The following is a 12,907-nucleotide window of genomic DNA, read 5'->3' on the forward strand; positions in this document are numbered from 1 at the left end:
GAGTGTCGATCATCACGCCGCGATTTTTACCACTTGTTTACAAAGGAGACGGCGCCGCCATGCAGGGAGGGAGTGCGGCAGCCCATGTCCCGACATTCCTTTGGAGAGAGAGCGAATGAATCACCTGCACCACCGCCCTTTGGCGGTTGCCGTCGCGCTGTGCGTGATGGCCCTGGCACCGCTGGGTGCCGCTGCACAATCCACCACCAACCTCGATGCGGTGGAAGTGACCGGCACCCGCATCAAGCGCGCTGAAGTCGAAGGCCAGGTGCCGATCCAGACATTGACGCGCGGTGACATCGAACGCACCGGCCTGACCTCGATCGGCGAAGTGCTGCAGCAGCTCACCGGTTCCGGTTCGGCGCTCAACGCCAAGTTCAACTCGTCCGGCAACTTCGGTTTCCCGCCCGATGGCAGTGGTGTAGGTGCCGGTTCGGCGCAGGTGGACCTGCGCCACCTGGGCGCCAAGCGCGTGCTGGTACTGGTCGACGGCATCCGCTGGGTCAATGAGTCATCCGCATCCGGCGTCGGCTCGGCCACCGATCTCAATACCATTCCGCTGGCCATCGTCGAGCGCATCGAAGTGCTGGAAGATGGCGCGTCGTCGCTGTACGGTTCCGACGCCATTGCCGGCGTGGTCAACATCATCACCCGCCGTGACTTCGATGGCGGCCAGGTGACCCTGAATTATGGCGAGTACAGCAAGGGCGATGGCACGCAGAAGGGCGTGGACCTGGCCTGGGGCAAGAGCGGCGACCGCTTCAGCCTGTTCCTGGGCGCCAGCTGGACCAAGCAGGATCCGGTGTTTGCCAAGGACCGCGAGCAGTCGCGCTTCCCGATTCCCGGCACCGGGCTGGCGTTCGGCAGCGGTGGCATTCCGCAGGGTCGTTTCATGTTCACCGACCCGAACACCGGCGCGGTGCAGAACATCGTGCCCAATACCGGCGTGAGCAACCCGCGCTACGACGGCAGCGCCGGCTGCGCGCGCACCGATGACTATCACTGCTTCACCAGCGCCGACCGGTTCAATTTCGCCGAGTACAACATGGTGCTGACGCCCTCGGAGCGTAAGGGCCTGTTCGGTCAGTTCCGCTTCGACATCACCGACAACGTGCAGTGGTATGTCAAGGCACTGGGCAACCGTCGTGAGTCGACCAACCAGGCCGGTCCGGAGCCGCTGTTCTTCGGCCCCGATGGCGCCACCGGCAATCCGCTGGCCGACAACATCACCGTGTCCGCGCTCAATCCGTACAACCCGTTCGGCTTCGACCTGGTCTCGGGTGACAACCTGAGCCTGATCGGCCGCCGCCCGGTGGAAGGCGGCGCGCGCGTGTTCAAGCAGGAAGTGGACACCACGTATTTCGCCACCGGCTTCGTCGGCAACTTCCAGGCGGCTGACCGCAGCTGGTACTGGGACGTCAACGGCATGTACAGCAAGAACAAGGCCGAACAGACCAACTACGGCAGCTACAACATCTACAACGTCAACATGGCGCTGGGCGATCCGTCGGTCTGTGCGGCGACGCCGGGCTGCGTGCCGCTGAACATCTTCGGCGGTGTCGGTTCGATCACCCCGGACATGCTGAAGTGGATCCAGCCGGTGGTGCGTGACCGCAGCCAGAACGAACTGAGCCTGTTCACCGCCAACCTGTCCAGCGACCTGTTCACGCTGCCGGCCGGCCCGGTGTCGTTCGCTACCGGCTTCGAGTATCGCAAGTACGAGGGTTCGTACCAGCCCGATCCGCTGACGGTGGCCGGCCACTACAACGGCGTGCCGTCGCAGCCGACCTCGGGCTCCTATGACGTCAACGAGGCGTATCTGGAGTTGAGCGTGCCGATCTTCGCCGATTCGACCTTCGGCAAGAAGCTGGACCTGAGCCTGGCCGGGCGCTACTCGGACTACTCCACCTTCGGTGGTGAATTCACGCCCAAGTACGGCCTGCGCTGGCAGGTGACCGATGACTTCGTGCTGCGCACGACCTATGCCGAAGGCTTCCGTGCACCATCGATCGGTGAGCTGTACGGCTCGGCCGCGCGTGCCGACCTGCAACTGTTCGATCCGTGCTCTGTGGGCCTGGGCGGTACGCCGCCGCGTGGCAGCGCGGCCAACTGTGCTGCGCTGGGCGTACCGGCCGGGTTCCAGCAGGCCAACTCGCAGATCTCGGTGACCACTGGCGGCAACCGCGAGCTGGATCCGGAACGCTCGCGCAGCTTCAGCGCAGGCTTCGTGTGGAGCCCATGGTTTGGCAGCAACAGTTCGTGGTCGGAGCGCTTCGATGTGGAAGTGACCTTCTACCGCCATGCCATCGACGGCGCGATCCAGGCAATCAACGCGCAGACCCAGCTGGACCTGTGCGTGGACACGCTGGACCCGATCTACTGCAACGGCATCACCCGTGCCAGCACCGGCGCGGTCAGCAGCTTCAACAACCGCCTGACCAATCTGGGTTCGATCAAGACCGATGGCTGGGATGTGGATCTGTTCTGGACGTTGCCGCAGAGCTCGATCGGTCAGTTCAAGCTGGGCTGGAAGAACACCTTCGTGGGTCGCTACGAAGCCACCGGTGCGGCGGGCCAGAAGCAGCCGCAGAAGCCGGGCGTGGAAGTGGCCGACAGCTCGATTCCGGAATGGACCAGCAATGCCAGCATCGGCTGGACGCTGGATCGCTGGAGCGCCAACTGGACCGTGCGGCATATCTCCGAACTGACCGAAAACTGCGGTGACGCTTCCGTGTTTCCGGTCTGCAGCAACCAGGCTGCGGGCACCAATACGCTGTCGGCCACCACCTTCCATGACATGCAGGTGGGCTACAAGATCGACTGGATGAAGGGGCTGCAGCTGACGGCCGGCCTGAACAACGTGTTCGACAAGGATCCGCCGATCTGCCTGTCGTGCTCGTTGAACGGTTACGACGCTTCGACCTATGACATCCCGCGTGGCCGCTACTGGTACCTGCGCGCGGACCTGCGCTTCTGATGTGAGGGTGGCAGCGCCGGTCAGTTCCGGCGCTGCCTTGCTGGTGTAGAGCCGAGCCCACGCTCGGCTCAGAGAATCAGCCGAGCGTGGGCTCGGCTCTACAGGTGCGGGGCGATCGTACCCCGCGCCTGATCAGAACGCCCAGGTGAACGTCAGCGAGCCATTCCGGCCATCGCCGTACGCACCGTAGCCGGTGATCTGCGAGTAGTACTTCTTGTCCAGCAGGTTGTTGAGGTTGGCCTGCACGCTGAACTCCGGCGAGATGCGGTAGCGCACGAAGGCACTGACCAGCGCATACCCTTCCTGTTCGAAGCGGCCCACCACCGGTGCGGCGTAGTAGATGCGGTTCTGCCAGTTGGCACCGCCGCCGACGGTCAATTCCTGCAGCGATTGCGGGGTGTAGCTGGTGAACAGCTTCAGCGCGGTCTGCGGCAGGTTGGTGTTGATGTCGGCACCGTTGATGTCCTTGGCCACATAGCGCGAAGCACCGAAGGTCGCATTCCAGCCCGGGGCCAGTTCGCCGTTCACTTCGAACTCGAATCCACGGCTCACGGTGCCGCGCGCAGCGATCGAGGCGAACTCGCCCGGGCGGCCGATGATCGGTTCGCTGGTGACCTGGGCGACGTTGTCCTGCTCGATGCGGAACACCGCCAGCGAGGCGTTCAGACGGTTGTCGAACCAGGCGCCCTTGACGCCCACCTCGTAGCTCTTGCCGTCTACCGGATCGAGATAACGGTCGTTGCGGTCGCGCGCGGTCTGCGGCTGGAAGATCTCGGTGTAGCTGGCGTACGCGGAGTAGGTGTCGTTGATGTCATACACCAGGCCGGCGTACGGGGTGGTCACCTTGTGTTCGCGGTCGTCGTTCTCGCCTTCGCTCTTCCAGTGGGTGTAGCGCGCACCGAGGATCAGCTTCAGCGGATCAGCCAGCGACAGGCGCGCGGCGGCATAGCCGGCCTTCTGGGTGATGGTGCCCTGGCTGGCAAGCTTCAGTGGTCGCCAGTTCGGCTGCGGGAAATCACCGGTCCAGCCGAAGTAGCTGGGCAGCGGCAGGTACTGTGCATTCGGATCGCTGAAATCTGGCTGGAAGTCACCGTAGTTGGCGAACTCGCGCTTGTTGTAGCTCAGGCCGGCCATGAACTGGTGTTCGCGGCCGAACAGCTGGAACGGACCGTCGATGTAGCCATCAATGCCGTCGACCTTGCGCTCGGTGTTGTAGAAGCCGGCCATCGGCGTGATGCCGGCTCCCGTGGTCTTGTTGAATGCGGTATAGGCCGGATAGAACAGCTTGTCATCGGCCTTGGTGCGGTCGTGGGTGGCGCCGATCTTGAACTTCCAGCCGTTGCTGAAGGCGTGCTGCAGGGTGGCGAACGCACGCTTGCTGGTGGTATCCCAGTAGGTCCAGTCCGGCGACGGATTGAACGAGGTCGGATAGTTCGTCGGGCTGCCATCGGCGTACCACATCGGGAAGCCGCCCCAGGTCGCGCCATTGGCGCGCTTCTGCTGGTAGTCGTAGCCCACGCTCAGCTGCGTGTCCGGGGTCAGGTCGGCGTCGATGACGGCGTAGCCCAGCGTCTTGCGCTGGTTGTAGCGGTCCATCTGGCCGTCGGTGTCGAGGTAGCTGCCGATTACGCGGCCGCGCACCGTGCCACTGGCGTTGAGCGCGCTGCCCACGTCCACGGTGGTGCGGGTGCGGCCCCAGCTGCCGACGTTCACCGAGACGCTGCCGGTCAGTTCGGCGCTGTCGGCATGCTTGCGGATCAGGTTCACCGACGCCGACGGATTGCCGGCGCCGCTGAGCAGGCCGGTGGCACCGCGCACCACTTCCACGCGGTCATACAGCGCCAGGTCCAGGCCGGAATCGCCGTAGCTCCAGTTCTGCACCATCTGCGTCGGCAGGCCATCGAACTGGTAGGCATCGATGTAGAAGCCGCGCGCATAGAACTCGGTGCGCTCGCTGTCGGACTGGGTGCTGGTGACGCCGGTGGTGTTGGCCAGTACGTCGATGATGTCGTCCAGCTTCTGATCTTCGATGCGCTGGTGGCTGATGATGCTGACCGACTGCGGGATCTCGCGCGGCGCCAGGTCGAAGCGGGTACCGGCCGAGGTGCGGCGCACCGAGTAGCCTTCGGCGCGTTCGCCCTTGACGACGACCTTGTCCAGCGTGGTCGGGTCGGCGGCGGTGTCGGCGAAGGCGGCCGGGGCCACGGCGCAGAGAACGGCAAACACGGCAACGGACAGCCGCTGCGGCGGCGGGGTACGGAAGGCGGAACGGTTCATGGGGGTCCTGGGCGAGCACGCGCGATCGGCCGGCATCCAGGAGGCGAGGCGCTACGGGTAGGGAGAGGACGGGCAGGCCGTCCTGGCACCACCGGAAACGAAAGAAATGGTAATACGAACTATTCCTATTTACAAATCATGAACAGATCGATGCGCGGGTGCGCAATGGCGGTCAGCGCAGCAGTGGCAGCGGGTCGCGGGCGCCGTCTGCGCCGTAGATGCCCCAGTGCAGGTGCGGGGGCGTGCCCTTGGCGTTGCCGCTGTCGCCCACATGGCCGAGCAGGTCGCCGGGCTGGACCACCTGGCCACGCACCAGGTCCTCGGCCCAGCTTTCCAGGTGCGCGTAGTAGTAGCGCTCGCGTCCGGGCCCGATCACCCACACCTGGCGCCCGCCGAGCCCACGTTCGCTGACATCCGCGATGACACCGACGGTGGCGCTGCGCACTGGCGTTCCACGGCTGGCGAAGATGTCGATGCCGGCGTGCGAGCGGTCACGGCCTCGCGGCGCACCGAAGGTATCGGCAATCTGGCGTGGCCGCACGCCGTCCACTGGCACCGGCAGTTGCGTGGCCGGCGGCATCCGCGCGAGTGTCCACAGCATCTTCGGTGCGGCGGCCCAGGGACTGTTCCACAACGCCATCATCGCAACGACGGCAATGGCCAGCCACAGGCCGCGCAGCAACCAGCGGCGCAGGCGGTGGGCGTGGGAGGGCGATGTGCTCATGGTTTCGGAGTGTAGAGTCGAGCCATGCTCGACTGCCTTGGCTTTGCGGTCAAAAGGCCGTCGAGCATGGCTCGACGCTACAGGACCGGCAGCAGCGGCACTTCGAAACTCCGCTTCAACGTGCCCAGTGCCACCGAGGTGCGGAAGCGCTCGATGTTGTCATCGCCACCGAACAAGCGCTCGGTGATCGCCTCGTACTCCTCCATCGACGCCGCCGAAAGCAGCAGCAGGAAATCGCCATCGCCGGTGATCGAGTAGCACTGCTGCACGGCGGGGTCCTCCTGCACGCGGCGCTTGAACGGCGCCACGCGTTCGCGCTGCTCGCTGACCACGCGGACCTCGACGATGATGGTCAGCGGCCGCCCGAGCTTGGCCGCAGCGACCACCGCCACATTGGCCGCGATCACGCCGCTGTCCTGCAGGCGCTTGATGCGGCGCTGCACGGCCGGGGTGGACAGGTGCACGGCCTCGGCGATTTCGCGCTGCGGCAGAGTGTTGTCCCGCTGCAGCAGGTCGAGGATGGCGCGGTCGAAACTGTCGAGCACGGGGGCGGTGGCCATGGCGAGCAGAAGTTGCACGAACGGGCTGTCAATTGAGCCAAGTGCTCGGCGCCGGCGCAATAGACTTTGCGCATGCAGACCTCACGACTCGCGCCGATGTTGCCGGCGCTGGCGGTGCTCGGCTCGGTCACCTCGCTGGCCATCGGCACCTCCTACGCAAAACACCTGTTCCCGCTGATCGGCGCCCAGGGCACCAGCGCGCTGCGCGTGGGCTTCTCGGCCCTGTTGCTGCTGCTGTTCTGGCGGCCATGGCGCTGGAAGACCAGCCGCGTGGATGCGATCACCATCCTGCGCTACGGGCTCACCCTGGGCCTGATGAACCTGCTGTTCTACATGGCCCTGCGCACGATTCCCTTCGGCATCGCGGTGGCCATCGAGTTCACCGGGCCGCTGACGGTGGCGATGCTGTCGTCACGACGCCCCATCGACTTCGTCTGGGTGGGCTGCGCCGTGGTGGGTTTGTTGCTGCTGTTGCCGCTGGGCGGTGGCCCGGCGCTGGATCCGGCCGGCGTGCTGTATGCGATGGGCGCAGCGGCGTGCTGGGGCCTGTACATCGTGTTCGGCAAGCGTGCCGGTCATCTGCACGCCGGGCATTCGGTGTCGCTGGGGCTGCTGGCCGCGTCGCTGGTGGTTGTGCCGGTGGGCGTGGTACATGCCGGCGCCGCGCTGCTCGAGCCGAAGATCCTGGCCGCCGGCCTGCTGGTGGCGCTGGTCTCCAGCGCGATCCCGATGTCGCTGGAAATGATGGCGCTCAAGCGCCTGCCGAAGGAAACGTTCGGCATCCTGATCAGCATGGAACCGGCGGTGGCCGCGTTGTGGGCGATGCTGCTGCTGCACGAGCACCTGCATGGATTGCAGTGGCTGGCGATCGGCTGCACCGTGCTGGCCTCGGTGGGCAGCACGATGACCGCGCGGCGGTTGAAGGTGCCGGTCACCGCATGAAAAAAGGGGACGGAGGGGATTAAGTCGTTTGTGCCACAAACGACTTAATCCCCTCCGTCCCCTTTTTCAGCGCAGGGCGTCGGCCGGGACGTCGATCTGCATCGCCAGGGCGAGGTGATCGGAGAAGGCGGCCGGTACGGCTTCCACGGTGCGGGTCTGCAGGCCGCTGCTGACCAGGATGTGGTCGATGGCGCGGTCGGGCCGCCAGCTGGGGAAGGTCGGCACGATGCAGCCCGGGGGCTGCAGCCGGGTCTTCTGGTACAGCACCTGCATTTCCGGGCGCTCGGCCAGGCAGTTGAAGTCACCCATCAACACGGCGTTCGGGTGGTCGGACAACAGCTCGGCGATGAAGCCCAGCTGTGACATCCGCGAGCCTGCACCCAGCGACAGATGGGCCACCGCCACCGCCAGGCCGTCGGCACCATCGCCGAACTTGGCCAGCAGCACGCCGCGCCCGCCGATACGGCCGGGCAGGGCGTGGTCCTGCACTTCCACCGGTTCCAGCTTGCTCAGCAGGCCGTTTGCGCTGGAGGCGACCCCACCCATGCGCCGGTTCGGCTGGTGGCTCCAGTAGTTGAAGCCGGCACGCTGGGCCAGGTAGTGGGTCTGGTTGGTGAAGCCCGAGCGCAGGCTGCCCGGGTCGGCCTCCTGCAGGCCGACGATGTCATGTTCGCGCGCCAGGGTGGCGATCGCGTCCAGGCTGCTGCGCTTGCGACCCGCCGGCAGCGCATGTGACCAGCTGCGGGTCACATAGTCGCTGTAGCGGCGGGTACTTGAGCCGGCCTGGATGTTGGCCGTCAGCAAGCGCAGGGTCCGTGTACGGGGGGAATTCACGGCCGGGAAACGCTTCTCTTGGATCAGTGAGCCTGGGCCGCACCGCGTTCGCGGGCGATCAGGTGGTCGGCAATGCGCAGCATGTCCGGGAAGCTCTTGCCCTTCACCAGGTACTTGCCGTTGACGATGATCGACGGGGTGCCGCTGATCTGGCTGCGCTGGGCGAACTGCTTGGCCGAGTTGGTCTTGGCATTCACTGCGAAGCTGCCCATGGTGGCGGCGAACTGCTTCGGATCCGCGCCGTAGGCACCGTAGAACTTGGCGATGTCGTCAACCGAATCGGTGCCGCGCTCACCCTTCAGGGTCTTCTGCGAATGGATGGCAGCGTACAGGGCTTCGTGGGTCTTCTCCTGCACACCCAGGGTCTGCGCGGCGTAGAAGGCACGGGCGTAGTTGTCCCAGGTGCCGCCGAACATGGCCGGCACGTAGACGAAGTTCACATCGCTCGGCAGGCCGGCCTTCCACGGGCCGACCAGCGGCTGGAACGCGGCGCAGGCCGGGCAGACGTAGCCGAAGATCTCGGTCACTTCGATCTTGCCGGCGGCCGGCTGGAACGGCTGGCCGTTCGGGATCACCTGGTAGTCGGCGCCTTCCACCGGGGCCGGGCCGGTCAGCGCGGCGGTGGTCGGGGCTGGTGCAGCGGCCGGGGCGGCTTCAGCCGCGGCCTTCTCGCCTTCGGCAGCGGCCGGTGCGGTGCCTTCGGTACCCGCGGCCGGCGCAGCCGGTTCGGTGGTCGCCGGAGCTGCAGCCGGTTCGGCCGGGGCCGCGGTGGTGTTGGTGCTGCCGTCGTCGGCCTTGCAGGCAGCCAGGATTGGCAGCAGCGCTGCGAGGGCGAGGGCGTAACGGATCTTCATGGAAACGTCTCCAGCATCTGGAAAGGTGGGGCCGGCGTCATGCGCCGGCCAGGGGGAAATGATGACACGCGGCGGCGACAGCGCCGTGTCGGTGGTGGGTGTTGGTTCAGCGGCCGCGGGCGGCGCGGACCTGAGCGATCAGCGCCGAGGCGATGCGCAGCTGGTCGTCGAAGCTGTCGCCACGCACCAGGTACTGGCCGTTGATGATCAGCGCCGGGGTCCCCGGGATCCTGGTGCGCTGGGCGAACGCGCGGGCGGCATCGACCTTCTTCTGTACGGCATCGCCGCGCAGGGCCTGCAGGTAACGGTCCGGGGTCACGCCGTAGGCCTTGTAGAAGGTGGCGAGCTCATCGGCCGAAACGTTCTGCATCGGCAGCGAGCCATCCTGGTGCAGGGCCTTGAACACGGCGCCGTGGCTGCGCTTGGCCACGCCGACTTCGTCGGCGGCGTAGTAGGCCAGGGCCCAGGCGTCCCAGGCGCCGCCGAAGGCCGCCGGAACCGGGGTGAAGCGTACGTCGGCCGGCAGCTTGGCTGCCCAGGCTTCCAGCTGCGGCTCGAAACGGGCGCAGTGCGGGCAGGTGTAGCCGAAGACTTCGACCACCTCGATCTTGCCGGCCAGCGGCTGGAACGGGCCCGGCTGGGCGATGCGCTCGTAGTCTTTGCCTTCGACCAGCGGGGCATTGGCAGGGGTTGCGGCGCAGGCCACCAGCGGCAGCAGCACCAGCACAGACAACAGCAGGCGGGAAATCAACCTCATCGACACGCATCTCCGTTGAAAAAAGCAACGCCGGCGCGGTCGCCGGCGTGAAGGAAACATACCGCAGGCGAGGGCCGCGGTGGCGGCCCCGGCCGACCAATGGTGGTCAGGGGGCGGCAGCCGGTTGTGCCGGCGTGGTGGCAACGGCCACGTCGTCGGCCTTGTTGTGCAGACCCTGCAGGTAGCTCGACAGTGCCTGCACCTCCTGCTCGCTCAGCTTCTGCGCGACCGTGGCCATGATCTGGAAGTGCGCCTTGTCGGTTTCGTTGGTCTGGCCGGCCTGGTATTCCTGCAGGCGGCGCGCGACATAGCTGGCGTGCTGGCCACCAATGTGCGGATAGGCCGGGCCGGGATTACCGGCGCCGCTGGGGCCGTGGCAGGCCATGCAGGCCGGCAGGCCGCGCTTGGCGTCGCCGCCGCGGTACAGCTGCTGGCCGATCTCGTAGAACTTCATGCCCTTGTAGGGGCCGTCGGTGACCGCCGTGTCATCGGCGATGCCGGCGGTGGCCTTCTGGGTGGCGAAGAACGCGCCGATGTCGCGCATGTCCTGCGGGGTGAGGTTCTGCACGAACGGCACCATCGCCACCGCCGCACCGGAGCTGCGCTGGCCGTTGGCGATCAGGGCCATCTGCTGGGCGACGTAGCGTTCGCTCTGGCCGGCGATGGACGGGTACATCTCCACTGTGGAATTGCCGTCGGCGCCGTGGCAGGCCGCGCAGGCCGAGGCCTTGGTCTGGCCGGCCTTGGCGTCGCCCCAGGTGGTCTTGCTGAAATCCACTTCCAGCGAGGCGGTGCGGATCGGCCCGTTGTCGGGCAGCGGGGTCAACGTGGTCTGCGCGAACGCAGCAGCGGCAACGACTACAGCAGTGGCAAGGGCGGATACGGCAAGAACGCGAGCGTGGCGCATGCTGAAGCTCCGTATGGACCGGGCCGGGCGGTGGCCGCCGGCGTCGCCCGGATTATCAACGCCGTTTCCTCGCACGGTCAACGCAGCACTGCAGCAAAATGCCCGCAACGGCCGCCGGCACGGGCGCGCGGCGCCGCAACATGCGATCCTAGGCACATGTCATTGCTCATCGAACGCGCCCGTTACCACCTTTCGGCCCACAACGTGCGGCAGCTGCCGCCCGACGAAGGGGCCGAAGTGGCCTTCGCCGGCCGCTCCAACGCCGGCAAGTCCAGTGCGCTCAACGCGCTGACCCGCCAGAACGCCCTGGCCCGTGTCTCCAAGACCCCCGGCCGTACCCAGCAGCTGGTGTTCTTCCAGGTCACCCCGGAAGCGCATCTGGTCGACCTGCCCGGTTACGGCTACGCCAAGGTGCCGCTGGACCTGCAGGCGCACTGGCAGGCCTTCATCGACAGGTATTTCCGCACCCGCGAAGCCTTGAAGGGCCTGGTGGTGGTGATGGATATCCGCCATCCGCTGAAGGACTACGACCGGCAGATGCTGTCCTATGCCGTGCAGCGTGGCCTGCCGGCGCACGCGCTGCTGACCAAGGCCGACAAGCTCAGCCGCAGCCAGCAGATGCAGTCCCTGCAGAAGGTGCGCAAGGAGCTGCAATCGGCCTATGGCGACAGCGTGAGCGTGCAGGTGTTCTCCGGCGAAGACCGTACCGGTGTGGACGAAGCCCGCGGCGTGATCGGCGGCTGGTTGGGGCTGGAGTAAGGCTTCCGGTTTTCCTGTAGAGCCGAGCCTACGCTCGGCTGCCGCGCGCAGCGCGGCCAGGCCCAGGTTGCCGAGCATGGGCTCGGCTCTACAAGGGCTCATCGGCTCATTTCAACGGCGAATACTCCGCCGGCACCCACGCATAGGCCTTGCCCTCGCCACGCACATGGCCCAGGCCGGGGAACGGCAGGTGCGCACCGGCCACCCACCAACCGTTGACGGTGGCCTGCTGCAGCAGCCCGCGACGGCTGGCGATGGCCGCCTTGCGGTCCGAATCGGCCTCGAATGCCGCCTCCGGGTGCGCGAACTGCACCGCATGGAAGTGCAGCACATCGCCCCATACCAGCAGTGACTCGCCCTGGCTGTCGAACCGGTAGGAGACATGGCCGGGCGTATGGCCATGGGTGTCCATCGCCACCGCGCCACCGGGCAGGGCATCGCCGGGGCTGAAGGTGTGCAGGTGGCCGCTGGCCTGGTACGGCGCCACCGCGTTGCGCGCCAACGGGAAGGCGAAGCGCACGCCCTTCGGTGCGGTGGCCTCGCTGGCCGGGTTGAGCCAGTAATCGGCATCGGCCTTGGACAGCCACACCGTGGCATTGGGATAGGCCGGCTTGCCCTGCGCGTCGAGCACCCCGCACAGATGGTCCGGATGGGCGTGGGTCAGCAGCACCTCGTCCACCTCGGCCGGGTCCACGCCGGAGGCGCGCAGATTGCCCAGCACCTGGCCCAGGCCGGGGCCAAAGCACTGCGCGGTGCCGGTATCGACCAGCGTCAGGTGGTTGCCTTGGCGGATCAGGAACGCGTTGATCGCTGTCTGCAGGCCTTTCTTGTCCTCAGGTACGTAGCGGCCTTCCAGCAGGCGGCTGACCAGCGTCGGCGGCACGTCCACTACTTCCTGCCGGCCCAGCGCGACCACGCCGTCGAACAGGGCGGTGACCTGCAGTGCGCCGACGCGCTGGTGATAGACGCCAGGCACCTGCTGGGTGGGGGCGGGTGAAGTAGCCTCGGCCAGCGCGGCCAGCGGCAGGGACGACAGGGCCAGCGCGGCCAGCGGCAGGGACGACAGGGCCAGCAGCAGGGCGGAGCGCAGGGGCAGGTGGCGCAGGGTCATGGTGGTTCTCGGTGGATGACGGGTGGTTCCGTTGGCCTAGCGTGCCGTGGCTGGCGTGTGCGCGGCGCTCAAACCACTACGTGGAATGCTCAGGGAAGGGGGGGCTGCAGGGCTGCGCCCTGCACCCGCAGAGGCAACGGCAACGGCAACGGCCGAAGCAAAAGCTGGTTTCCTGTGGGATGGCGGGGTGGGTCCGGTTGCGGGA

Annotated in this window: 11 protein-coding genes; 3 read left to right on the top strand and 8 right to left on the bottom strand. The window is 66.8% G+C overall.

Features of this window, described 5'->3' with window-relative positions; all coding sequences use genetic code 11:
- The first annotated feature begins 115 nt into the window (after positions 1–115).
- Entirely contained in the window at positions 116–2,977 is a 2,862-nt protein-coding gene (locus N5D45_RS17805) for a TonB-dependent receptor (protein WP_241877684.1), read from the top strand.
- Positions 2,978–3,109: 132 nt separating this feature from the next.
- Here the strand turns inward: N5D45_RS17805 and fhuE are convergent, their stop codons facing one another.
- The 3 genes from fhuE to N5D45_RS17820 form a co-directional block, all read right to left on the bottom strand.
- A complete protein-coding gene (fhuE, locus tag N5D45_RS17810; RefSeq protein ID WP_279939384.1) occupies positions 3,110–5,254 on the bottom strand; it encodes a ferric-rhodotorulic acid/ferric-coprogen receptor FhuE in 2,145 nt (714 codons plus the stop codon).
- 172 nt (positions 5,255–5,426) lie between these two features.
- Positions 5,427–5,978: a M23 family metallopeptidase gene (locus N5D45_RS17815; protein WP_279939386.1), complete on the bottom strand. Its 552-nt coding sequence runs from the start codon at positions 5,976–5,978 to the stop codon at positions 5,427–5,429.
- Positions 5,979–6,055: 77 nt separating this feature from the next.
- Positions 6,056–6,538, bottom strand: a complete 483-nt coding sequence (locus N5D45_RS17820) for an Lrp/AsnC family transcriptional regulator (RefSeq protein ID WP_279939388.1) — start codon at positions 6,536–6,538, stop codon at positions 6,056–6,058.
- 72 nt (positions 6,539–6,610) lie between these two features.
- On the opposite strand from N5D45_RS17820, the gene N5D45_RS17825 reads away from it, so the two are divergent.
- On the top strand, positions 6,611–7,480 hold the full coding sequence (locus N5D45_RS17825) for an EamA family transporter (protein ID WP_279939389.1): 870 nt from the start codon (positions 6,611–6,613) through the stop codon (positions 7,478–7,480).
- Between the two features lie 66 nt (positions 7,481–7,546).
- On the opposite strand, the gene N5D45_RS17830 is transcribed toward N5D45_RS17825, so the two are convergent.
- From N5D45_RS17830 to N5D45_RS17845, 4 genes are all read right to left on the bottom strand, one after another.
- Entirely contained in the window at positions 7,547–8,284 is a 738-nt protein-coding gene (locus tag N5D45_RS17830) for an endonuclease/exonuclease/phosphatase family protein (protein ID WP_005419292.1), read from the bottom strand.
- A 53-nt stretch (positions 8,285–8,337) separates the two neighbouring features.
- On the bottom strand, positions 8,338–9,168 hold the full coding sequence (locus N5D45_RS17835) for a thiol:disulfide interchange protein DsbA/DsbL (RefSeq protein WP_279939391.1): 831 nt from the start codon (positions 9,166–9,168) through the stop codon (positions 8,338–8,340).
- A 106-nt stretch (positions 9,169–9,274) separates the two neighbouring features.
- Complete coding sequence (locus N5D45_RS17840) at positions 9,275–9,925, bottom strand: thiol:disulfide interchange protein DsbA/DsbL (RefSeq protein ID WP_279939392.1); 651 nt, start codon at positions 9,923–9,925, stop codon at positions 9,275–9,277.
- A gap of 106 nt (positions 9,926–10,031) precedes the next feature.
- The gene (locus N5D45_RS17845; RefSeq protein ID WP_010480905.1) at positions 10,032–10,832 is read right to left on the bottom strand and encodes a c-type cytochrome; all 801 of its coding nucleotides are present in this window, start codon (positions 10,830–10,832) and stop codon (positions 10,032–10,034) included.
- 156 nt (positions 10,833–10,988) lie between these two features.
- Between N5D45_RS17845 and yihA the strand changes: the two genes are divergently transcribed.
- A complete protein-coding gene (gene yihA / locus N5D45_RS17850; protein WP_014038472.1) occupies positions 10,989–11,591 on the top strand; it encodes a ribosome biogenesis GTP-binding protein YihA/YsxC in 603 nt (200 codons plus the stop codon).
- 106 nt (positions 11,592–11,697) lie between these two features.
- On the opposite strand, the gene N5D45_RS17855 is transcribed toward yihA, so the two are convergent.
- Positions 11,698–12,702, bottom strand: coding sequence for an MBL fold metallo-hydrolase (locus tag N5D45_RS17855; protein WP_279939393.1), 1,005 nt, complete (start codon positions 12,700–12,702; stop codon positions 11,698–11,700).
- Positions 12,703–12,907 lie beyond the last annotated feature (205 nt).

The sequence above is a fragment of the Stenotrophomonas sp. GD03819 genome, assembly GCF_029841665.1.
Taxonomy (GTDB): domain Bacteria; phylum Pseudomonadota; class Gammaproteobacteria; order Xanthomonadales; family Xanthomonadaceae; genus Stenotrophomonas; species Stenotrophomonas geniculata.

Coding starts and splice junctions, on each gene's coding strand:
- N5D45_RS17805 (WP_241877684.1), top strand. CDS start 116: ATGAATCACCTGCACCACCGCCCTTTGGCGGTTGCCGTCGCGCTGTGC.
- fhuE (WP_279939384.1), bottom strand. CDS start 5,254: ATGAACCGTTCCGCCTTCCGTACCCCGCCGCCGCAGCGGCTGTCCGTT.
- N5D45_RS17815 (WP_279939386.1), bottom strand. CDS start 5,978: ATGAGCACATCGCCCTCCCACGCCCACCGCCTGCGCCGCTGGTTGCTG.
- N5D45_RS17820 (WP_279939388.1), bottom strand. CDS start 6,538: ATGGCCACCGCCCCCGTGCTCGACAGTTTCGACCGCGCCATCCTCGAC.
- N5D45_RS17825 (WP_279939389.1), top strand. CDS start 6,611: ATGCAGACCTCACGACTCGCGCCGATGTTGCCGGCGCTGGCGGTGCTC.
- N5D45_RS17835 (WP_279939391.1), bottom strand. CDS start 9,168: ATGAAGATCCGTTACGCCCTCGCCCTCGCAGCGCTGCTGCCAATCCTG.
- N5D45_RS17840 (WP_279939392.1), bottom strand. CDS start 9,925: ATGAGGTTGATTTCCCGCCTGCTGTTGTCTGTGCTGGTGCTGCTGCCG.
- N5D45_RS17845 (WP_010480905.1), bottom strand. CDS start 10,832: ATGCGCCACGCTCGCGTTCTTGCCGTATCCGCCCTTGCCACTGCTGTA.
- yihA (WP_014038472.1), top strand. CDS start 10,989: ATGTCATTGCTCATCGAACGCGCCCGTTACCACCTTTCGGCCCACAAC.
- N5D45_RS17855 (WP_279939393.1), bottom strand. CDS start 12,702: ATGACCCTGCGCCACCTGCCCCTGCGCTCCGCCCTGCTGCTGGCCCTG.